The 20,928-nt window shown below is 62.8% G+C and carries 26 protein-coding genes; all 26 read left to right on the plus strand.

Going from position 1 to position 20,928, the window contains the following annotated elements; all coding sequences use genetic code 11:
- Window positions 1-18 precede the first annotated feature (18 nt).
- Window positions 19-189, plus strand: a complete 171-nt coding sequence (locus H8S55_RS08590) for a hypothetical protein (RefSeq protein WP_366467686.1) — start codon at window positions 19-21, stop codon at window positions 187-189.
- A gap of 456 nt (window positions 190-645) precedes the next feature.
- The gene (gene proC / locus H8S55_RS08595; RefSeq protein WP_186878642.1) at window positions 646-1,452 is read left to right on the plus strand and encodes a pyrroline-5-carboxylate reductase; all 807 of its coding nucleotides are present in this window, start codon (window positions 646-648) and stop codon (window positions 1,450-1,452) included.
- A 12-nt stretch (window positions 1,453-1,464) separates the two neighbouring features.
- Window positions 1,465-2,232, plus strand: a complete 768-nt coding sequence (proB, locus tag H8S55_RS08600; RefSeq protein ID WP_186878643.1) for a glutamate 5-kinase — start codon at window positions 1,465-1,467, stop codon at window positions 2,230-2,232.
- Between the two features lie 155 nt (window positions 2,233-2,387).
- Window positions 2,388-3,644 carry a glutamate-5-semialdehyde dehydrogenase gene (locus H8S55_RS08605; protein WP_186878644.1) on the plus strand — a complete coding sequence of 419 codons (1,257 nt, stop codon included), beginning with the start codon at window positions 2,388-2,390 and terminating at the stop codon, window positions 3,642-3,644.
- Between the two features lie 45 nt (window positions 3,645-3,689).
- A complete protein-coding gene (locus tag H8S55_RS08610) occupies window positions 3,690-4,190 on the plus strand; it encodes an HD domain-containing protein (protein ID WP_186878645.1) in 501 nt (166 codons plus the stop codon).
- A gap of 304 nt (window positions 4,191-4,494) precedes the next feature.
- Entirely contained in the window at window positions 4,495-5,478 is a 984-nt protein-coding gene (locus tag H8S55_RS08615) for a ribose-phosphate pyrophosphokinase (protein ID WP_147563442.1), read from the plus strand.
- Window positions 5,479-5,864: 386 nt separating this feature from the next.
- Window positions 5,865-6,458 carry an aminoacyl-tRNA hydrolase gene (pth, locus tag H8S55_RS08620; RefSeq protein WP_186878695.1) on the plus strand — a complete coding sequence of 198 codons (594 nt, stop codon included), beginning with the start codon at window positions 5,865-5,867 and terminating at the stop codon, window positions 6,456-6,458.
- 532 nt (window positions 6,459-6,990) lie between these two features.
- Window positions 6,991-10,494, plus strand: a complete 3,504-nt coding sequence (gene mfd / locus H8S55_RS08625; RefSeq protein WP_186878696.1) for a transcription-repair coupling factor — start codon at window positions 6,991-6,993, stop codon at window positions 10,492-10,494.
- Window positions 10,495-10,834: 340 nt separating this feature from the next.
- On the plus strand, window positions 10,835-12,133 hold the full coding sequence (locus tag H8S55_RS08630) for a peptidylprolyl isomerase (RefSeq protein ID WP_186878646.1): 1,299 nt from the start codon (window positions 10,835-10,837) through the stop codon (window positions 12,131-12,133).
- A gap of 458 nt (window positions 12,134-12,591) precedes the next feature.
- A complete protein-coding gene (rpsJ, locus tag H8S55_RS08635; RefSeq protein WP_008982635.1) occupies window positions 12,592-12,906 on the plus strand; it encodes a 30S ribosomal protein S10 in 315 nt (104 codons plus the stop codon).
- A 184-nt stretch (window positions 12,907-13,090) separates the two neighbouring features.
- Window positions 13,091-13,819: a 50S ribosomal protein L3 gene (gene rplC, locus H8S55_RS08640; RefSeq protein ID WP_147563671.1), complete on the plus strand. Its 729-nt coding sequence runs from the start codon at window positions 13,091-13,093 to the stop codon at window positions 13,817-13,819.
- Between the two features lie 19 nt (window positions 13,820-13,838).
- Window positions 13,839-14,459 (plus strand): 50S ribosomal protein L4, encoded by a 621-nt coding sequence (gene rplD / locus H8S55_RS08645; RefSeq protein WP_186878647.1) that lies wholly within the window; start codon window positions 13,839-13,841, stop codon window positions 14,457-14,459.
- Window positions 14,459-14,758, plus strand: a complete 300-nt coding sequence (gene rplW / locus H8S55_RS08650; RefSeq protein ID WP_147563673.1) for a 50S ribosomal protein L23 — start codon at window positions 14,459-14,461, stop codon at window positions 14,756-14,758. Before rplD ends, rplW begins: the two co-directional genes overlap by 1 nt.
- 14 nt (window positions 14,759-14,772) lie before the next feature.
- The gene (gene rplB / locus H8S55_RS08655) at window positions 14,773-15,606 is read left to right on the plus strand and encodes a 50S ribosomal protein L2 (protein ID WP_147563674.1); all 834 of its coding nucleotides are present in this window, start codon (window positions 14,773-14,775) and stop codon (window positions 15,604-15,606) included.
- A 12-nt stretch (window positions 15,607-15,618) separates the two neighbouring features.
- Entirely contained in the window at window positions 15,619-15,891 is a 273-nt protein-coding gene (rpsS, locus tag H8S55_RS08660; protein ID WP_118641848.1) for a 30S ribosomal protein S19, read from the plus strand.
- Between the two features lie 14 nt (window positions 15,892-15,905).
- A complete protein-coding gene (rplV, locus tag H8S55_RS08665) occupies window positions 15,906-16,238 on the plus strand; it encodes a 50S ribosomal protein L22 (protein WP_147563675.1) in 333 nt (110 codons plus the stop codon).
- Window positions 16,239-16,253: 15 nt separating this feature from the next.
- A complete protein-coding gene (rpsC, locus tag H8S55_RS08670; RefSeq protein WP_147563676.1) occupies window positions 16,254-17,111 on the plus strand; it encodes a 30S ribosomal protein S3 in 858 nt (285 codons plus the stop codon).
- Window positions 17,111-17,542, plus strand: coding sequence for a 50S ribosomal protein L16 (rplP, locus tag H8S55_RS08675; protein WP_147563677.1), 432 nt, complete (start codon window positions 17,111-17,113; stop codon window positions 17,540-17,542). Before rpsC ends, rplP begins: the two co-directional genes overlap by 1 nt.
- On the plus strand, window positions 17,542-17,739 hold the full coding sequence (rpmC, locus tag H8S55_RS08680; protein ID WP_147563678.1) for a 50S ribosomal protein L29: 198 nt from the start codon (window positions 17,542-17,544) through the stop codon (window positions 17,737-17,739). The genes rplP and rpmC overlap by 1 nt, the downstream gene beginning before the upstream one ends.
- A 15-nt stretch (window positions 17,740-17,754) precedes the next feature.
- On the plus strand, window positions 17,755-18,015 hold the full coding sequence (gene rpsQ, locus H8S55_RS08685) for a 30S ribosomal protein S17 (RefSeq protein ID WP_147563679.1): 261 nt from the start codon (window positions 17,755-17,757) through the stop codon (window positions 18,013-18,015).
- A gap of 12 nt (window positions 18,016-18,027) precedes the next feature.
- Window positions 18,028-18,396, plus strand: coding sequence for a 50S ribosomal protein L14 (gene rplN / locus H8S55_RS08690; protein ID WP_087395882.1), 369 nt, complete (start codon window positions 18,028-18,030; stop codon window positions 18,394-18,396).
- Window positions 18,397-18,412: 16 nt separating this feature from the next.
- Entirely contained in the window at window positions 18,413-18,730 is a 318-nt protein-coding gene (rplX, locus tag H8S55_RS08695; RefSeq protein ID WP_186878648.1) for a 50S ribosomal protein L24, read from the plus strand.
- A 20-nt stretch (window positions 18,731-18,750) separates the two neighbouring features.
- The gene (gene rplE, locus H8S55_RS08700; RefSeq protein ID WP_186878649.1) at window positions 18,751-19,302 is read left to right on the plus strand and encodes a 50S ribosomal protein L5; all 552 of its coding nucleotides are present in this window, start codon (window positions 18,751-18,753) and stop codon (window positions 19,300-19,302) included.
- A gap of 15 nt (window positions 19,303-19,317) precedes the next feature.
- Window positions 19,318-19,503 (plus strand): type Z 30S ribosomal protein S14, encoded by a 186-nt coding sequence (locus H8S55_RS08705; protein ID WP_147563682.1) that lies wholly within the window; start codon window positions 19,318-19,320, stop codon window positions 19,501-19,503.
- A 460-nt stretch (window positions 19,504-19,963) separates the two neighbouring features.
- Window positions 19,964-20,362, plus strand: coding sequence for a 30S ribosomal protein S8 (gene rpsH / locus H8S55_RS08710; RefSeq protein ID WP_147563683.1), 399 nt, complete (start codon window positions 19,964-19,966; stop codon window positions 20,360-20,362).
- Window positions 20,363-20,375: 13 nt separating this feature from the next.
- A complete protein-coding gene (gene rplF / locus H8S55_RS08715; protein WP_147563684.1) occupies window positions 20,376-20,921 on the plus strand; it encodes a 50S ribosomal protein L6 in 546 nt (181 codons plus the stop codon).
- Window positions 20,922-20,928: the final 7 nt, after the last annotated feature.

The raw sequence follows: 20,928 nt of genomic DNA on the forward strand, positions 1-20,928 counted from the left end.
GTTATGGAGGAAACAAACGTGGAAGATAATAAATCAACGAATATCAAGAAAACGGTAAAATCAGGAATAACTTTTGGAAGTGCATTAGCTATGGTTATTAGTTATACAACGTGGAAATCTGTCGGTTGGGCGATTTTTCATGGATTACTTAGTTGGGTGCATGTAATATATTTCCTTTTACGTTACTAAATTCCAGTTTGTTGAACAGATAACAAGGGCGCACTTCTATACACCGTTCGGTGTAGTGCATTACGCGCGGAACTTGGCTCTCCCTTTGGGAGAGCCAAGGGGGGCTGCCTGCAACTGTGCCATATGTCATATTAGCATAAAGAAACGGAGCGCATCCGCACCGATACGCTCCGTTAACTGTCTTATGAACGCCCCGCGAAACCGGCGGGTCCTTTTGTAGTTTTGGGAAACGGATCGCCGCGTCAGGGCTGCGCCCTTCCTCGCAATGACGGGCACGGAACCGACCTTGTCATTGCGAGGAGCGCAGGCGACGTGGCAATCCGTAACTCCCGTCCAAAATCTCCGAACTCCCTGTCATAAAATGTTTACACAAAATGCAATTGCAATCTCGCCCCGGCGTGATATGATAAAAGGGACATGGTCCCGGGGGGGCCGGGACGAAGGAGGACATCGCTTATGTTTCAGTCTATCGGATTTTTAGGTACCGGCCAGATGGGCGGAGCCCTGGCCCGGGCGGCGGTGAAGGGGGCCCAGGGGGCCCGGGTGCTGCTGGCAAACCGCACCCCCGCCAAGGCCCAGGCCCTGGCTGACCAGCTGGGCTGCCAGGCCACGGACAACCAGACAGTGGCCGCCCAGTGCCAGCTGATCTTCCTGGGGGTAAAGCCCCAGATGATGGAGGGGCTGCTGAAGTCCATCGCCCCCGTCCTGGCGGGGCGGAAGGACCGGTTCGTGCTGGCCTCTATGGCGGCGGGCCTCACCGCCCGGCGCATTCAGGAGCTGGCGGGGGCGGACTATCCCGTCATCCGCCTCATGCCCAACACCCCTGCCGAGGTGGGCGCGGGGGTCATCCAGTTCTGCGGCGTGGACGTGGAGCCCGGCGAGCTGAAGGACTTCCAGACCCTGCTGGCCCCCGCCGGCCTGGTGGACCAGGTGGACGAGGGGCTCATCGACGCGGCCTGCGCCCTGTCCGGCTGCGGTCCTGCCTTCTGCGCCCTGCTGGCCGAGGCCCTGGCCGACGGCGCGGTGGCCTGCGGCCTGCCCCGGGACAAGGCCCGGCGCTATGCCGCCCAGACCATGGAGGGCACAGCCAAGCTCATGCGCCAGACCGGAGCGCACCCCGGCGCGGTGAAGGACGCGGTGTGCTCCCCCGGGGGCAGCACCATCCAGGGCGTGCGGGTGCTGGAGGCCAACGGCTTCCGGGCCGCCGCCATCGACGCGGTGATCGCCGCCTTTGAGAAGACCCAGGCCCTGGGCAAGGGATAAGGGGGGAGACACATGCGCATCGTGGTAAAAGTGGGCACCTCTACCCTGGCACACGCCACCGGGCGGCTGAACATCCGCCATGTGGAGCAGCTGGTAAAGGTGCTGTCCGACCTGAAAAACGCGGGACACGAGATGATCCTGGTGTCCTCCGGCGCCATCGGCATGGGGGTGGGCAAGCTGAATCTGCCCGGCCGCCCCGGCGACATGCCCACCAAACAGGCGGCCGCCGCCGTGGGCCAGTGCGAGCTGATGTATACCTATGACAAGCTGTTCTCCGAGTATAACCACACGGTGGCCCAGATCCTGCTCACCGGGGAGGACGTGGACCACGCCGACCGGCGGCGGAACTTTGAAAATACGATGTCCCGCCTGCTGGAGCTGGGGGCCCTGCCCATCATCAATGAGAACGACACCATCGCCACCGAGGAGATCAAGGTGGGCGACAACGACACCCTGGGGGCCATTGTGGCCTGCTCGGCCAAGGCCGACCTGCTGGTGCTGCTCAGCGACATTGAGGGGCTGTATACCGCCGATCCCCGTCGGGACCCCGGTGCCCGGCTCATCCCCGTGGTGGAGGAGATCACACAGGAGATCCTGGCCTTGGCCGGGGAAAAGGGCAGCGACCTGGCCACCGGCGGCATGGCCACCAAGCTGCGGGCCGCCCAGATGGCCACCGCCCGGGGCTGCGACATGGTCATCACCAACGGCGAGCACCCGGAGGTGCTGTATGACATCGCCCAGGGCAAGGCCGTGGGCACAAGATTTGTGGCGAAGAAGTAAAGCATTTGCGCCGAAAAACGCCGCCAATACCCGGCGCAGGGGCGGATATCATCCGCCCGCGTTACCTGGCGCACCAGCGGCGGGCGGCTAATAGCCGCCCCTACAGACCCGCTCGACATTAACGGGCCACCGTAAGATTTAAGGAGATGATCTCAATGACCACACAGGAGCTGCTGCTGCGGGCCCGGGGGGCGAAGGATGCCATGGCTATGGCGGATACCCAGACGAAAGACCGGGCCCTGCTGGCTATGGCCGATGCCCTGGAGGCGGAGCAGGAGGATATTCTGGCCGCCAACGCCCAGGACCTGGAGCAGGCCAGAGGCACCGTGAGCGACGTGATGCTGGACCGGCTGGCCCTGTCCCCGGAGCGCATCCGGGGCATGGCCCAGGGCATCCGGGAGGTGGCCGCCCTCCCCGACCCGGTGGGGGAGGTGCTGGCCCGGGTGGAGCGGCCAAACGGCCTGGTGATCGAAAAGACCGCCGTGCCCATGGGGGTCATCGCCATCATCTATGAGAGCCGGCCCAACGTCACCTCTGACGCGGCGGCCCTGGCCCTGAAGGCCGGGTCTGCCTGCGTGCTGCGGGGGGGAAAAGAGGCCCACCGGTCCGCCAAGGCCATCGTGTCCGCCCTGAAACAGGGTATGGAGCAGGCGGGCCTGCCCCGGGATGCCCTGCAGCTGGTGGAGGACACCAGCCGGGACAGCGCCAACCAGCTGATGCAGGCCCGGGGTCTGGTGGACCTGCTCATTCCCCGGGGGGGTGCGGGGCTCATCCGGGCCTGTGTGGACAACGCCACCGTCCCCGTGCTGGAGACGGGTACGGGCATCTGCCACATCTATGTGGATAGGGACGCCGATCAAACTATGGCCCTGGATATCCTGGAGAACGCCAAGTGCAGCCGACCCAGCGTGTGCAACGCCGCCGAGGTGTGTCTGGTCCACCGGGACATTGCAAAGGAATTCTTGCCCAAGTTCCAAAAGCGCATGGTGGAGGACCGGGCCGCCGCCGGCCTGCACCCGGTGCAGCTGCGCCTGGACGGGACTGCCGCCGCCATCATCCCCGGGGAGCGGGCGGGGGAGCGGGACTTTGACACAGAGTTTCTGGACTATGTGATGGCCGTGGCCGTGGTGGATGACGTGGAACAGGCCATCGCGCACATCGCCCAGCACTCCACCGGCCACAGCGACTGCATCGTCACCGAAAACGCCGCCGCCGCCCGCCTGTTCCAGACCTGGGTGGACTCCGCCGCGGTCTACTGGAACGCCTCCACCCGGTTCACCGACGGGGGGGAGTTCGGCCTGGGCTGCGAGATGGGCATCTCCACCCAAAAGCTCCACGCCCGGGGCCCCCTGGGCCTGCGAGAGCTGTGTACCTTCAAATTCCTCATCCGGGGGGACGGTCAGACCCGCTGACCGCCGCCGGAGAGAGTACGTTTTTCCCAAGAGGTTGAAAACTTTATGAACCGTTATATGCGAGAATTTGTCACCACCACCCAGGAGCTGCTGGGCAGCGACACGGTGCGCAGCATGGGCCAGTGGAAGCACCACGGGCCCATCAGCACCCTGGACCACTCCCTGTTTGTGGCCTATCTGTCCTATCGGTGGGCCCGGTTCCTCCATCTGGATGCCCGGGCCGCCGCCCGGGGCGGACTGCTCCACGACCTGTATCTGTATGACTCCAGGGACAAGAGCGCCCACCCGGGCTGGCAGTGCTTTGACCACCCCAGGGCGGCGGCCCAAAACGCCCAGACGCTGACGGAGCTGAGCCCCAAAGAGCGCAACATCATCCTATCCCACATGTGGCCCCTGGGGGGTGCGCTACCCCGGTCCCCGGAGGCGTGGCTGGTGGACCTGGTGGATACCATCTGCGCCGGGTTAGAGGTGTTCCGAATCTATCACCCCGCCAAGCTGCGAAAGCGGCTGGGCGTGGTGCCCATTGCAGGGGCAGGGACGGCCTGATTTTTGGGGGAGGGAGCCGGGACAAGACCTGAAAATCGGACGATGTTGCAGGAAAAATCGTGCTTTCTGGCCCAGTTTAAAAATTTTTGTCTTGTCAGGGGGAAAAAACCCTGATAATATGCTATAATGTATGTGACAGCGCCGCCAAACACGCCGGGCGGTCCCGGCTGGCGGAGGGCGGCGAATGCGGAATGAGGGCGGCCCCGTATCCCGGAAACGGGCACCCTGAACCAAAAAAATAAAACAAGAGGAGGCGCGGCCCGCAGCGGGACCGGACTGCGCCGACGAAATGGGAGGACACAACATGATCGCACACGGGAAGGATATTAAGGTCTTTACCGGAAATTCCAATCCGCAGCTGGCCAAAGACATCTGTACGGAACTGGGCATCCCTCTGGGCAACTCCGAGGTGGGGGCTTTCTCCGACGGGGAGAACTTCGCCTCGATCTATGAGACGGTGCGCGGCTCCGATGTCTTTGTGGTCCAGTCCACCTGCTCCTTTGAGAAGGACGGCAAGCCCGGCACGGTGAACGACTCGCTGATGGAGCTGCTTATTATGATCGATGCCCTGAAGCGGGCCTCCGCCGGACGGATCACCGCCGTGATCCCTTATTTCGGCTATGCCCGTCAGGACCGGAAGACCAAGCCCCGCGACCCCATCTCTGCCAAGCTGGTGGCCAACCTGATCACCACCGCCGGCGCTGACCGGGTGCTGACCATGGACCTGCACGCCAACCAGATCCAGGGCTTCTTCGACATCCCGGTGGACAACCTGCTGGGCTCCCCCATCTTTGTGGACCACTTCATCGAGAAGTATGCCCAGTGCCACGACGACACCATGGTGGTGTCCCCCGACGTGGGCTCTGTGGCCCGGGCCCGGGCCTTTGCCCAGAAGCTGAACATGCCCCTGGCCATTGTGGACAAGCGCCGCCAGAAGGCCAACTCCTCTGAGGTGATGAACATCATCGGCGAGGTGGAGGGCAAGCACGTCATCCTCCTGGACGACATGGTGGACACCGGCGGGTCCCTGTGCCACGCCGCCAAGGCCCTGGTGGAGATCGGCCACGCCAAGGACGTGACCGCCTGCGCCTCCCACGGCGTGCTGTCCGGCCCCGCCCTCCAGCGCATCAACGACAGCGTGCTGGACGAGGTGGTCTTCCTGAATACCATCCCGCCCCGCCACGGCCAGCGCTGCGACAAGATCAAGTATATCTCTGTGGCCCACCTGTTTGCCGAGGCCATCAGCCACATCTACATGGAGACCTCCGTCTCTCCCCTGTTCCTGTAATAGGGCACAACTGAAAAGGGTCAACAGGGGCGGGTAGCTTTACCCGCCCCTTGTGGCACTGTCATAAAGGAGATAAGCCTTCCCTACGCAGGGGGGAAGGTGCCCCGAAGGGGCGGATGAGGGGGACCTGCGGGGGTGCATCCGTTTTCGACGGGCGGACACGGAGGTCCGCCCCTACGGCGTGTCACGATGGCTCTTGTAGGGGCCGACCTCTGTGTCGGCCCGCGATGACCGGCGCACCATCGATACTCACCCTCATCCGTCATGGCTGCGCCATGCCACCTTCCCTATCCCTTTTGTCCCTTCGGGACATTTCCCCTTGACAAGGGGAATCGGCCCCCTGGGAGGGGGAAGGCTAAATTTTAAAACCATCAAAGCGAGGAAACATTATGTTTGGAAAAAATTCCGGCGGGGTGGCCTGGCTGCTGGTCTGTTTGGGCAACCCGGGGGATAAATATGAGAATACCCGGCACAACGTGGGCTTTATGGTGGCCGACGAGATCGGCGAGCGGCAGAACGCCCCCATCCAGAAGCTGAAGTTCAAGGCCCTGACCAACCTGTTCACCATCTCCGGCCAAAAGGTCCTGGTGATGAAGCCCATCACCTATATGAACCTGTCCGGGGAGGCAGTGCGCCAGGCGGCGGACTTTTATAAGATCCAGCCCGACCACGTGCTCGTTGTCTCTGACGACACCGCCCTGGCCCTGGGCCGTCTGCGCATCCGCAAGGGCGGCTCCGCCGGGGGGCACAACGGCCTGAAAAACATCATCCTCCACCTGGGCACCGACCAATTCCCCCGGCTGCGGGTGGGCGTGGGAGAAAAGCCCCACCCCGACTATGACATGGCCGACTGGGTGCTGGGCAAGTTCGTGGGCGAGGACAAAAAGACGGTGGATGCCGCCGTCAAGCGGGCCGCCGATGCCATCGAGTGCATCCTGGCCGACGGGCTGGATAAGGGCATGAACCGGTTTAACGGGTAAAAAAGCCTTCCCCTGGGGGAAGGTGCCCCAACGGGGCGGATGAGGGGAACGCCGAAGGGCTTTGAGCCGTTGCGTCGGGACGGATATAGCCTTCCCCCTCCCAGGGGGAAGGTGGCCCGTAGGGCCGGATGAGGGTGACTATCGCGGGTGCGGTGGTCATCGAACGGGCGGACACAGAGGTCCGCCCCTACAAAAGCCATCGTAACCTGGTGTAGGGGCCGACCTCCGCGTCGGCCCGCCGATAACGTATGCACCCCCGTGGTCCCCCTCATCCGTCATGGCTGCGCAGTCGTTGGCAGCTTTGCTGCCTTACGAATGCGGCGTACCCCTTGCGGGTGCTGCGCCATGCCACCTTCTCCCCTGCGGGGCGAAGGCTATACCTGTTCTGATGGGAACCATCTAAATGTCGATGGCCTTCCCCTCATCCGTCACGGCTAACGCCGTGCCACCTTCCCCCAGGGGAAGGCTGAGTACTCACCTATTTTTCACCCCATTGCTTCCAAATTTTTCAAGAGAGGTCCTGTTTATGCAGATGCAGCTGCTGACGGCGGCTTTGAGCCGGCTTCCTGAATTTCAACAGCTTTTGACCGCCCTGGAGGGCGGGCGGTGCCCTGCGGCCCTGTCCGGGGCGGCGGCCATCCACCGGGCCCACATCGCCGCAGGACTGGCCCTGAAAACGGGCCGGCCGGTAGTGGTGGTGTGTGCCGACGAGAGCGAGGGGGAGCGGATGGCCCGGGACCTGGCGGCCCTGTCCGGCAAGCCCGTACCTATGCTCACCCCCCGGTCCTTCACCTTCCACAATGCGGCCACCGTGTCCCGCCAGTGGGAGCAGCGGCGGCTGGCCATGCTCCGGGGACTGTCCACGGGGGAGCTCACCCTGGCCGTGGCCACGGTGGAGGGCCTGATGCAGCGGACCATGGAGCCGGAGGTGCTGGAGCGCTGCTGCGTCACCCTGGAGGAGGGCAAGAGCCATGACCTGAACGATCTGACCGAGACGCTGACGGCGGCGGGCTATACCCGGTGCGACCAGGTGGAGGGCCCGGGGCAGTTTGCCCTGCGGGGCGGCATCCTGGATGTGTTCAGCCCGGGGATGGACCGGCCTGTGCGGGCGGAGTTCTTCGGGGACGAGGTGGATGCCATGGGGGTGTTCGACCCGGACAGCCAGCGGCGCACGGAGAACTTAGACCGGGCGGTGCTGCTGCCCGCCGCCGAGACCCTGCCCCAGATGGCCCCCGGGGGCCGGGCGGGTCTGGCGGTGAAGCTGGGCAAGCTGGCGGCCAAGGCATTGCAGAAGGGGGAGAAGGAGCTCTCCGCAACCCTGGAGCAGGACCGGGAGGCCATCGCCCAGGGGCGGTCTTTCCCCGCCATGGACCGGTATCTGCCCCTGATCTACCCCAAGCTCTGTACGGCGGCGGACTTTCTGCCCGGGGACGCCTGCGTGGTCTTTTCCGAGTGCGCCCGGGTGGCCGAGCGGGCCAAGACCTATCAGTGGCAGCTGGAGGAGGACGCCAAGACCCTGATGGAGCGGGGGGAGCTGGACGGCAGCTGTGCCCAGCTCTTCCGCAGCTACAGCCAGCTGTGCGCCCTGCTGGAGGACTGGGCGGTGGTCTATCTGGATGCCTTTACCACCTCCGCCTACCCCGCCCCGCCCCGGACCCTGCTGTCCATTGTGGCCAAGCAGCTGCCCTCCTTTGGGGCCAGCCTGGAGACGGCGGTGCAGGACCTGGCCCACTATCAGCACAGCGGCTTCGGCTCCCTGGTGCTGGCGGGGGGCGAGCAGCGGGCCTTAGAGCTGCAGACCCTGCTGCGGGAGCAGAAGGTGAAGGCCGCGGTGGAATTTCAGCTAAAGGACCTGCCGAAGGCGGGGGAGATCGTCATCACCCTGGGCGGCCTGTCCGCCGGCATGGAATATCCCCAGATCCAGCTGGCGGTGGTCACCGAGGGGGGCGGTACGGCGGTGCGCCGGCCCCGGCGGCAGAGGGATGCCACCAACCGGCAGAAGCTGAAGTCCTATGCCGACCTGGCCCCCGGCGACCTGGTGGTTCACGAGCACCACGGCGTGGGCCGTTACGTGGGCATGGTGAAGATGCCCGTGGACGGAGTGGAGCGGGACTATGTGAAGCTCGCCTACGCCGGGACGGACGTGCTCTATGTTCCCGCCACCCAGCTGGACCTGGTCAGCAAGTATATCGGCGGGGGAGAGGATGCCAACGAGACAAAGAAGCTCTCCCGCCTGGGGGGCGGCGACTGGGAGAAGGCCAAGAGCAAGGCCCGCAAGGCGGTAAAAGACCTGGCCAAGGGGCTCATCGCCCTGTACGCCCAGCGGCAGCGCCAGCCGGGCTATGCCTTCTCCCCCGACTCCCCCTGGCAGCGGGAATTTGAGGAGCAGTTTGAATACACCGAGACCGACGACCAGCTGCGGTGCATCGGGGAGATCAAGCGGGACATGGAGCGCCCCACCCCCATGGACCGGCTGCTGTGCGGCGACGTGGGCTATGGCAAGACGGAGGTGGCCTTCCGGGCCATGATGAAGTGCGTGCTGGACGGCAAGCAGGCGGCGGTGCTGGTGCCCACAACGGTGCTGGCCCGGCAGCACTATCTCAACGCCCTGCGCCGCTTTGTCAAGTATCCGGTGAACATCGACGTGGTCTCCCGCTTCCGCACCCCCGCCCAGATGAAGGAGACCCTGCGGAAGGTGGAAAACGGGGAAGTGGACATTCTCATCGGCACCCACCGGCTGTTCAACAAGGACGTGAAGTTCAAGGACCTGGGGCTGCTGGTGGTGGACGAGGAGCAGCGCTTCGGCGTGCAGCACAAGGAGAAGCTGAAGGAGAACTTCCGTCAGGTGGATGTGCTGACCCTGTCGGCCACCCCCATCCCCCGGACGCTGAACATGGCCCTGTCGGGCATCCGGGACATGTCCACCCTGGAGGAGCCCCCCGCCGACCGCCAGCCGGTGCAGACCTATGTGCTGGAGCATGACTGGGGGGTGCTGGGGGATGCCATGCGCCGGGAGCTGGAACGGGGCGGCCAGGTATATTATCTGCACAACCGGGTGGACACCATCGACCGCACCGCGACCCGCATCCAGCAGCTGCTGGGGGAACAGGCCGCCGTGGGCGTGGCCCACGGGAAGATGGCCCAGGAGGCCATTGACGACGTGATGAGCCGCATGACCGACGGGGAGCTGAACGTACTGGTGTGCACCACCATCATCGAGACGGGCATCGACCTGCCCAACGCCAACACCCTGATCATCGAGGATGCGGATCATTTGGGACTGGCCCAGCTCCACCAGATCCGGGGCCGGGTGGGCCGGTCCAACCGCCGGGCCTTCGCCTATCTCACCTACCGCAAGGGCAAGGCCCTGTCAGAGAACTCCGCCAAACGGCTGGAGGCCATCCGGGAGTTTGCCGAGTTCGGCTCCGGCTTTAAGATCGCCATGCGGGACCTGGAGATCCGGGGGGCGGGCAACGTGCTGGGGCCGGAGCAGTCGGGCTTTATGCTCAGCGTGGGCTATGACATGTATTTAAAGCTGCTGGAGGAGGCGGTGCTGACCCAGCAGGGCCAGCCCGTGCCCAAGCGGACGGACTGCGCCGCCAACCTGACGGTGGCCGCATCCATCCCGGACCGGTATGTCCCCGCCCAGGAGCAGCGCATGGACCTGTACCGCCGCATCGCCGCCCTGCGCACGGAACAGGATGCAGACGACCTGGTGGATGAGCTGATCGACCGCTATGGCGAGCCGCCCCGGACGGTAAACAACCTGATCTCCGTGGCCCTGCTGCGGGCCGAGGCCGCACAGGCGGGCATCACCGACATCGACCAGAAAAATGGCTCCCTGCTGCTGGCCATCCCGGAATTCGACCTGCGCCCGGTGTCCCAGCTGTGCGGGGGGGAGAAGTATAAGGGGCGGCTGCTGTTCTCCGCCGGGGAGAAGCCCTATCTGTCCCTGCGCCTGAAAAAGGGAGAGGATGCCCTGCGGGCCGCCCGGGCCCTGGTGACCGACTATGCGGCGCAGCTGGAAGAAGGGTGATTTTTGCGGGGGGAGACCCGTAGGGGCGGATATCATCCGCCCGGACGATGACCGTCTGTTTACCGCGGGCGGCTAATAGCCGCCCCTACATGATGGGATGGAAAACGCCTGTAGGGGCCGCTGTCCCCAGCGGCCCGACGTTACCCGCTGGGCCATTGTTCGGGCGGATGAGGACATCCGCCCCTACGCCGGGTCACGATGGACACCGTAGGGGCGGACCTCTGTGTCCGCCCGGGGTGCGGGAAACCTCTTGTTCCCAACTCCCCTTTGTGCTATGATAAAAAAACCATCTGCGTTTGAAAGCGGAAGGATTTTACCGCTGGAAAGGAACACAAATACCATGAGCATCAAAAAACGGCTTTTATCCGCCGCCCTGGCCCTGACCCTGGGTGCGTCCCTTCTCACCGGCTGCTCCAAGGGGGCGGACGGCTCCGGCAGCCAGAGCAGCTCCGGCGACAGTTCCTCTGACGTGCAGGCCATGGACCTGACAGACGTCACCGATCCCTATCTGGCCACCGCCGGCATTGCCGGGGACACCGTGGTGGGCACGGTGGGCGACTATGAAGTGACGGCGGACAGTCTGCTGTATTGGCTGAACTATAACATCAACTATACCAAGCAGCAGTACAGCGCCTATGGCATCTCCGACATGCGCTGGGACGAGACCAGCGAGGACGGCACCACCACCGCCCAGGCCCTGCTGAAAACGGCCATGCAGCTGGCCAGCTTCTATCGCCTGCTGCCCGAGCTGGCGGCGAAAGAGGGGCTGAGCGTGCCCCAGGAGACCATCGACGGCCTGAAGGACGACGAAGCCAGCATCACCCAGCAGCTGGGCAGCGAGACGCTGAAGGACCACTACTTCTGGATGCAGATGCTCACCCCCGCCCTGTATCAGAAGATGTATCAGGCCGGGGAGGCCAGCCAGCTGCTCCAGGACGAGTATTTCGGCGAGGGTACCCAGGGCTACCCCACCGATGCGGAGGTAAAGACCTATGCCGAGGACGAGCTGGGCTATTACCGGGCCAAGCACATCCTGCTGCTGACCAAGGACATGTCCAAGACTGTGACCAACGACGACGGCACCACCGGCTATGCCCCCCTGGACGACGAGACCATCGCCCAGAAGAAGGCCAAGGCCGACGAGCTGCTGCAGCAGCTGCGGGCCTCGGACGACCCCGTCGCCCTGTTTGACCAGCTGATGAACGAGAACAGCGAGGACACCGGCCTGGCTGCCAACCCCGACGGCTATACCACCAGCAAGGGGGCCATGGTCCCCGAGTTTGAGCAGGCCGCCCTGGCCCTGAAGGAGGGCGAGATCAGCGACGTGGTGGAGAGCGACTATGGCTATCACATCATCCTGCGCCTGCCCCTGGACTTAGACCAGTTCCGCAGCCAGCTCATCGGCGACAAGATGGAGCAGCAGAGCAACCAGTGGCTGGAGGAGTATGGCGTGAAGACCAACGAGGTCTATGACCAGATCGACCCCCAGGCCTTCTGGGAGAAGGCCCAGTCCCTGACCCTGGGAGCCAAGAACGAGATCCAGGCCGTGATGGATGCCAAGACCGCCGAGGATAGCAGCTCCTCCGCCGACGGCAGTGCCAGCACCGGCACCGCCGGGTCCTCCAGCAGCGGGTCCTGAGCGGAAGAAAGACCCACGAGCGCGCGTCCCCGCAGGGGGGCGCGCGCTCTTTTTGTCCGGGAGGAGACTTTTTCGACAAAGGGAGGGCAGTTTTTCCTGGGAAAAGGGAACGAAGCGCCGATTCCGGGAAAAATGCTGTTTTTTTGAAAAAATGTGCTTGACACACACGGGGATGTTGTTGTATCATAACGAGGTGCCTGTAAGGGCACAGTCTGCGATGATGCAGGAGATTGCTCAGAGATGAGGTAACTTCTGCGGAGTATGTCCGTATGATCGGGCGGCTGAGAGATCCGTGCCACGGCGTATATCGCCCCGGCAGGGAGAGGACCGGCCTGCTATGCGCCGGTTTTTTCGTGCCCGGGAGTGATACGCACGGTAACGTGGACGAAGCTCTCACCGTACGGAGCGCGACAGCAAGACAAAGTCAACTTCGTATGATTTAAGGAGGAAACACCCAAATGGCAGCTCAGAAAGAAATGATCCGCATTCGCCTGAAGGCCTATGATCACCAGCTCATCGACCAGAGCGCTGAGAAGATCGTGGAGACCGCCAAGCGCACCGGCGCTACCGTCTCCGGCCCCATTCCCCTGCCCACCAAGAAGGAAGTCGTCACCATCCTGCGCGCCGTCCACAAGTACAAGGACAGCCGCGAGCAGTTTGAGCGCCGTACCCACAAGCGCCTCATCGACGTTGTGAAGCCCTCCCCCAAGACTGTGGAGGCTCTGATGTCCCTGGAGCTGCCCGCCGGCGTGGAGATTGAAATTAAACTGTAATTTCAGTTAAGACTTCTCAAAAAGTGGCACACGGCAGCGTCCGTGTAACAAATTCGTTGAACCCGCTGCCCGTCGCGTTTTGAGACGGGCGGGTCAAGTCGTCCGAGCAATGGCTCCCTCCCAGCCCAATGGGAAGGGATGACCAACTCGACCGACCAATAACCTTATCAAGGAGGAAATCCAAATGCAGAAAGCGATCATCGGCAAAAAGATCGGCATGACCCAGATCTTCGATGAGACCGGCCGCGTGGTGCCCGTCACCCTGATCCAGGCCGGCCCCTGCACCGTGGTGCAGAAGAAGACCGCCGAGAAGGATGGCTACAACGCCATTCAGCTGGGTTACGAGACCGTCCCCGAGCGCAAGCTCACCAAGCCCGAGCTGGGCCACCAGAAGAAGGCCGGCATCGAGGAGTTCCAGAAGGTCCTGAAGGAGTTCCCTCTGGAGGATTGCAGCAAGTACGAGGTCGGCGACAAGCTGAACGCTGACGTGTTCGCCGCCGGCGACTTTGTGGACGTGACCGGCATCAGCAAGGGCCACGGCTACCAGGGTGTCATCAAGCGCCACGGTGCCAGCCGCCTGAAGGAGACCCACGGTACCGGCCCTGTGCACCGTCACGCCGGCTCCATGGGTTCCGGCACTGACCCCGCCCGCATCTTCAAGGGCAAGATCGGCGCTGGCCAGATGGGCAACGAGCAGGTCACCGTCCTGAACCTGGACGTGGTCAAGGTGGACACCGAGCTGGGCCTCATCGCCGTGCGCGGTGCCATCCCCGGCCCCAAGGGCGGCGTGGTCTTCGTGAAGAACACCGTCAAGCACAACGCCGAGAAGAAGGGTGCCGCCGGCATCAGCAACAACCCGCAGAAGGCCTCTGCCCGCGTCAACCCGCAGAAGGCTTCCGCCCGCAACAAGTAAGGAAAGGAGAGATTGAGTCATGCCTAAAGCGAACGTGTTCAACATGGCCGGTCAGCAGGTCGGCGAGATCGAGCTCTCCGAGGCTGTGTTCGGGATCGAGCCCAACCAGGTCGTGGTCCACGAGGTGGTCAAGAACCACCTGGCCAACTGCCGTCAGGGCACCCAGAGTGCTCTGACCCGCGCCGAGGTTTCCGGCGGCGGCAAGAAGCCCTGGCGTCAGAAGGGCACCGGTCACGCCCGTCAGGGCTCTACCCGTGCTCCCCAGTGGACCCACGGCGGCATCGTGTTTGCCCCCAAGCCCCGCGACTACAGCTACACCCTGAATAAGAAGGTGAAGCGCCTGGCGCTGAAGTCCGCTCTGTCTGCCAAGGCTGCCGAGGGCGCCATCGTGGTGGTGGACGAGCTGAAGCTGGACGCCATCAAGACCAAGCCCGTCAAGCAGTTCCTGGACGCCGCCGGCGTTACCAAGGCTGTTGTCATCACCCCTGAGGTCAACGACATTGTGGTCAAGTCCGCCCGGAACATCCCCGGCGTGGTCACCACCACCGCCAAGATCCTCAGCGTCTATGACATTGTCAACGCCAAGCAGCTGGTCATCGACAAGGCCGCTCTGGCGATCATCGAGGAGGTGTATGCGTAATGGCTACCACTGCTTATGATATCATCAAGCGCCCCATCATCACCGAGCAGTCCATGGAGCAGACTGAGATGAAGCGCTACACCTTCGAGGTGGCCAAGACCGCCAACAAGATCGAGATCGCCAAGGCCATCGAGGAGATCTTCGGCGTGAAGGTCGCCAAGGTGAACACCCTGAACATGCAGGGCAAGGCCAAGCGCATGGGCAACCGCCCCGCTGGCCGCCGTGCCAACTGGAAGAAGGCTATGGTCACCCTGACCGCCGATTCCAAGACCATCGAGTTCTTCGAGGGTATGGTGTAAGGAGGAATTGAGAAATGGCTATTAAGACTTATAAGCCCACAACCCCCTCCCGCCGTCACATGACTGTGTCCGCCTTCGAGGGGATCGACAAGAAGGCCAAGCCCGAGCGCAGCCTGACTGAGGTGCTGAAGAAGCACGCCGGCCGCAACAGCTATGGCCGCATCACCGTCCGCCACCACGGCGGCGGCAACCGGCAGAAGTACCGCGTCATCGACTTCAAGCGCGACAAGGACGGCAAGGCCACTGTGGTCAATCTGCAGTATGACCCCAACCGCTCCGCCAACATTGCCCTGATCGAGTATGAGGACGGCGAGCGCCGCTATATCCTGGCTCCCAACGGCCTGAAGGCCGGTCACATCATCATGACCGGCGCCGATGCCGATATCCTGCCCGGCAACTGTCTGCCCATCGCCAACATTCCTGTGGGCGAGATGATCCACAACATCGAGCTGTACCCCGGCAAGGGCGCTCAGCTGGTCCGCGCCGCCGGCGTGGCCGCTCAGCTGATGGCCAAGGAGAACGGCATGGCTCAGGTCCGTCTGCCCTCCGGCGAGGTCCGCTATATCCGCGAGAACTGCAAGGCCACCATCGGCCAGGTGGGCAACACCGACTGGGCCAACATCCAGCTGGGTAAGGCCGGCCGCAAGCGCCACATGGGCTGGCGTCCCACCGTGCGTGGTTCCGTCATGAACCCCAATGACCACCCCCACGGCGGCGGCGAGGGCAAGAGCCCTGTCGGCCGTCCCGGCCCTGTCACCCCCTGGGGCAAGCCCGCCCTGGGTTACAAGACCCGCAAGACGAAGAACCGCACCGATAAGTTCATCGTCAAGCGCCGCAATAGCAAATAAGGAGGCAACACGATGAGCAGAAGCATTAAGAAAGGCCCCTTTTGCGCCCCCGAGCTGCTGAAGCGGGTCGATGAGATGAACGCCAAGAATGAGAAGAAGGTCCTGAAGACTTGGAGCCGCGCCTCCACCATCTTCCCCTCCTTCGTTGGACACACCTTTGCTGTGCACGATGGCCGCAAGCACGTGCCCGTCTATGTCACCGAGGACATGGTCGGTCACAAGCTGGGCGAGTTCGTGCCCACCCGCACCTTCAAGGGTCACGCGGGCAGCAAGACCGGTAAGTAAGGAGGAGAGAGACGATGGAAGCTGTTGCAAATCTGAAGTATCTGCGGATCTCTCCCCGTAAGGTGAAGATCGTCCTGGATCTGATCCGGGGCAAGGATGTGGGTACTGCTACCGCCATCCTGCTGCAGACCCCCAAGGCCGCCTCTGAGCCCGTGCTCAAGCTGCTGAAGAGCGCCGCCGCCAATGCGGAGAACAATCACCAGATGGACCCTGAGAAGCTGTATGTCAGCACCTGTTACGCCAACCCCGGCCCCATCATCAAGCGCATCATGCCCCGGGCCCAGGGTCGTGCGTACCGCATCAACAAGCGCACTTCTCATGTCACCATCGCCGTGAGCGAGCGCTAAGGGAGGAGGAACAATATGGGACAGAAAGTTAATCCCCACGGCCTTCGCGTGGGTGTCATCAAGGATTGGGACTCCCGCTGGTACGCCGCCAACGAAAAGGTGGGCGATCTGCTGGTCGAGGACAAGAAGATCCGTGACTATCTGAAGAAGACCCTCTACGGCGCTGGCATCCCCAAGATCGAGATCGAGCGGGACAACGCCAAGGTCCGCGTTTACCTGCACTGCGCCCGTCCCGGCGTGGTCATCGGCAAGGGCGGCGAGGACATCAAGAAGGTGGAGGCTCAGCTGGTCAAGCTGACCGGCAAGCCCGTGGACCTGAAGATCGTTGAGGTCCGCGACACCGATACCAACGCTCAGCTGGTGGCCGAGAACATCGCCCAGCAGCTGGAGAAGCGCATCGGTTTCCGCCGCGCCATGAAGAACTCCATGGGCCGGGCCATGCGCGCCGGTGCCAAGGGCATCAAGGTCTCCTGCGGCGGCCGTCTGGGCGGCGCTGAGATCGCCCGCACCGAGCACTATCACGACGGCACCATCCCCCTGCAGACCCTGCGTGCCGACATCGACTATGGCTTCGCCGAGGCCGCTACCACCTACGGCCGCATCGGCGTGAAGGTGTGGATCTACAAGGGCGAGGTCCTGACTCAGGCCCTGCGCACCACCCCCCGCACCCTGGACACCAGCAAGCCCTATCAGGAGCGCCGTCCCCGCCGCGACCGCCGCGATGGCGACCGCCGTCAGGGTGGCTTTAACCGCGACCGCCGTGAGGGCGGCTTCAACCGCGGCCCCCGCCCCGCCGGTCAGGGCTATAACAACAACCGTGGCCCCCGCCCCGCCGGTCAGGCCAATACCCCTAAGGAAGGAGGCGCTCAGTAATGCTGCTGCCTAAGCGCGTAAAGTATCGCCGCGTCCACCGTGGACGCATGAAGGGCAAGGCCAGCCGCGGCAACACCGTGACCTACGGTGAGTTCGGCCTGCAGGCTACCGAGCCCGCCTGGATCACCAGCAACCAGATCGAGGCCGCCCGTATCGCCATGACCCGTTACACCAAGCGTGGCGGTAAGGTCTGGATCAAGATCTTCCCCGATAAGCCCGTGACCGAGAAGCCTGCCGAGACCCGCATGGGTTCCGGTAAGGGCTCCCCCGAGTACTGGGTGGCCGTGGTCAAGCCCGGCCGTGTGATGTTTGAGATCGCCGGCGTCTCCGAAGAGGTCGCCCGCGAGGCTCTGCGACTGGCCAGCCACAAGCTGCCCGTCAAGTGCAAGATCGTTCAGCGTGAAGAGACCGAGAAGGGTGGTGAAGCGTAATGAAGGCTAACGAAGTTCGTAAGATGTCTGGCGAAGAGCTTCAGACCAAGCTGCAGGACCTGAAGAAGGACCTGTTCAACCTGCGCCTCCAGCACGCCACCAACCAGCTGGATAACCCCATCCGCATCGCTGAGGTCAAGAAGGACATCGCCCGGGTCAAAACCATCATCCGCGAGCAGCAGCTCGCCGGCCGCTAAGAGGAGGACTAGACAATGGAAAACAGAACTTCTTCTCGCAAGACCAGAGTCGGCCTGGTGGTTTCGGACAAGATGGACAAGACCGTTGTGGTCGCCATCGCCGACCGCGTGGCCCATCCTCTGTACAAGAAGATCGTGAAGAGAACCTATAAGCTGAAGGCTCATGACGAGCTCAACCAGTGTGGCGTGGGCGACCGCGTCAAGGTCATGGAGACCCGCCCCCTGTCCAAGGACAAGCGGTGGCGCGTGGTTGAGATCATCGAGAAGGCGAAGTAAGGAGGTGTCGGTATGATTCAGCAGGAAAGCTATCTGAAGGTTGCCGACAACACCGGCGCCAAGGAGATCAAGACCATCCGTGTTCTGGGCGGCTCCAAGCGCAAGTTCGGCAACATCGGCGATGTTGTTGTGGCTTCTGTGCGCAAGGCTCAGCCCGGCGGCACTGTGAAGAAGGGCGAGGTCGTCAAGGCCGTTATCGTCCGCACCTCTCGGGGTGTGCGCCGCGCGGACGGCTCCTATGTCCGGTTCGACGACAACGCCGCCGTCCTCATCAAGGAGGACAAGAACCCCCGCGGCACCCGTATCTTTGGGCCCGTCGCCCGCGAGCTGCGCGACAAGGATTATATGAAGATCCTGTCCCTGGCTCCCGAAGTGCTGTAAGGGAGGGCAATGAAACATGATCAAGATGAACATCAAGAAGGACGACGTGGTCGTCGTCCTCTCCGGTAAGGAGAAGGGCAAGCAGGGCAAGGTCCTGGAGGTCATGCCCAAGGAGCGCAAGGTCGTGGTGGAGAAGATCAACATGGTCTCCCGGCACACCAAGCCCCGCCGTCAGGGCGACCAGGGCGGCATCATCCAGAAGGAAGCCCCCCTGTACGCCTGCAAGGTGCAGCGCGTCTGCCCCAAGTGCAACAAGCCCACCCGGCCCGCTCACAAGCTGCTGGCCGATGGCAAGAAGGTCAGCGTCTGCAAGAAGTGCGGCGCTGAGATCTGAGAGAGGAGGAGTGAATCGAAATGGCTAACACGCCCAACCTGAAGAAGCTGTATCAGGACGAGGTCGCTCCTGCTCTGATGCAGAAGTTCGGCTATAAGTCCACCATGCAGATCCCCCGCCTGGAGAAGATCGTGATCAACGTCGGCTGCAGCGAGGCCCGTGAGAACGCCAAGGTGCTGGACGCCGTGGTCAGCGACCTGACCACCATCACCGGCCAGAAGGCCGTGATCACCCACGCCAAGAAGTCCGTGGCTAACTTCAAGCTCCGTGAGGGCATGCCCATCGGTGCGAAGGTCACCCTGCGCGGCAACAAGATGTGGGAGTTCCTGGACCGCCTGTTCAACGTGGCCCTGCCCCGCGTCCGCGATTTCCGCGGCATTTCCGCCGACTCCTTCGATGGCCGCGGCAACTATGCCCTGGGCATCAAGGAGCAGCTGATCTTCCCCGAGATCGAGTACGACAAGATCGACAAGATCCGCGGCATGGACATCGTGATGTGCACCACCGCCCAGACCGACGAGGAGGCCCGTGAGCTGCTCAAGCAGATCGGCGCTCCCTTTGCCGGCCGCTAAGGAGGAGAATGAGTTATGGCGAAAAAGTCTATGATCCTGAAGCAGCAGGCTGAGCCCAAGTTCTCCAGCCGCCGCTACAACCGCTGCAAGCTGTGCGGCCGTCCCCACGCCTATCTGCGCAACTACGGCATCTGCCGTATCTGCTTCCGCGAGCTGGCCTATAAGGGCCAGATCCCCGGCGTGAAGAAGGCTTCCTGGTAAGTGCTGTATTCCTGGAAGGGGTCTTTCAGATCCCTTCCAGGAATAATCTTTCCACGCGTTCGTGTGTGCGAGGCCGAAAAGGCCTTGCTTTTTCCTTTTTTATGGGGTATAATAAATCGATTTTGCGCCGGGGGGCATGAAGAACATCTCTCCACGCTGCCGTGAGTGCGCAGAAATCCCCGGTCCGGCCACGCTTCCGTGTGTGTCGGGCGGCTTTGTCTCCTTTCTTTGATTAAATATGATTCTGTGCCGGAGACCGGCGCGTAAGCCGCGCCCCGTCCGTGTGAAAAGAGACAAGCAGTTCTTTTGTTCAAATTCCGCTTTGCGGTTTTTGATATCGCACCTGCCCCAACCAGGTGCAAAGACGGCCAACAGGTCGGGAAAGCACCTAATTCCCGATACCTTGCCGCCTGTACCGGTCTATTTCCGGGCCGGTAAACTACAAGAGGAGGTAAAACTCATGCAAATCACCGATCCCATTGCGGATATGCTGACCCGTATCCGCAACGCGAACAACGCCAAGCATGACACCGTGGACGTTCCTGCGTCCAACATGAAGAAGTCCATTGCGCAGATCCTGCTGGATGAGGGCTATATCAAGAACTTCCAGCTGATCGACGACGGGACTCAGGGCGTTATCCGCGTGACCCTGAAGTACGGCCCCGGCAAGGAGAAGGTCATCTCCGGTCTGCGCCGCGTCTCCAAGCCCGGCCTGCGTGTGTATGCCGGCGCTGAGGAGCTGCCCAAGGTCCTGCGTGGCCTGGGTATCGCCATCGTGTCCACTTCCAAGGGCGTCATGACCGACAAGAAGGCCCGTCAGGCCCATGTCGGCGGCGAAGTCCTGGCATTTGTCTGGTAAGGAGGGTATAGGAATGAGCAGAATTGGTAGAGCGCCTATCACCGTCCCCGCCGGCGTGGAAATTAAGGTAGAGGACAACAACGTGGTCACCGTGAAGGGCCCCAAGGGCACCCTGACGCAGCAGTTCAACCCCAACATGGCCATCGCCGTGGAGGACGGCGTGCTGCATGTGACCCGTCCCAACGACGCCAAGGAGAACCGTGCCCTGCACGGCCTGACCCGCACCCTGATCCACAACATGGTCGTGGGCGTCACCGAGGGCTTCAAGAAGGAGCTGGACGTGAACGGCGTTGGCTATCGTGTGGCCAAGGAGGGCAACAAGCTGGTGATGAACCTGGGCTTCTCCCACCAGGTCATCGTGGAGGAGGTCCCCGGTATCTCCATCGAGGTCCCCAGCGCCAACAAGATCGTGATCCTGGGCTGCGACAAGCAGCAGGTGGGTCAGTTCGCCGCCGAAGTGCGGGAGAAGCGTCCCCCCGAGCCTTATAAGGGCAAGGGCATCAAGTATACTGACGAGGTCATCCGCCGCAAGGCTGGTAAGACCGGCGCCAAGAAGTAAGAAGGAG

It is taken from the genome of Flintibacter faecis, assembly GCF_014287875.1.
In the GTDB taxonomy this organism is placed as follows: Bacteria; Bacillota; Clostridia; order Oscillospirales; family Oscillospiraceae; genus Lawsonibacter; species Lawsonibacter faecis_A.